Here is a 236-nt window from a genome sequence, read left to right as displayed (position 1 = left end):
ATCCAGATCGAACGGTTGTGCGGGGTCGGATCGGCCTCTTGCAAGGACGTCGCCACATCAATCGCGCCGAACTGCTGTTGACGGATATCGACAATACCGCCCCAGGCGTTGAGTTCACCATCAAGCGTGATCTGGCCTGCCCCGCGCAAACCGATGCGCTGGCCGGGATCGACACTGATCCGTGAGCCTTCGCCAATCGACAACGGACTGCTGGCGGGATCAATCAAGCCAACAAG

At 59.7% G+C, this 236-nt stretch carries 1 protein-coding gene; it reads right to left on the bottom strand.

The window, feature by feature from the left end:
* On the bottom strand, positions 1-236 hold a 236-nt coding region (locus AAEY83_RS18480), incomplete at both ends, for a hypothetical protein (RefSeq protein ID WP_351061612.1).

The sequence above is a fragment of the Psychrobacter sp. TB20-MNA-CIBAN-0197 genome, from assembly GCF_040309765.1.
Lineage (GTDB): Bacteria > Pseudomonadota > Gammaproteobacteria > Pseudomonadales > Moraxellaceae > Psychrobacter > Psychrobacter submarinus.
The sequence above is the reverse complement of the archived record's forward strand: the minus strand, read 5'-3'. Positions and strand labels throughout refer to the sequence as shown.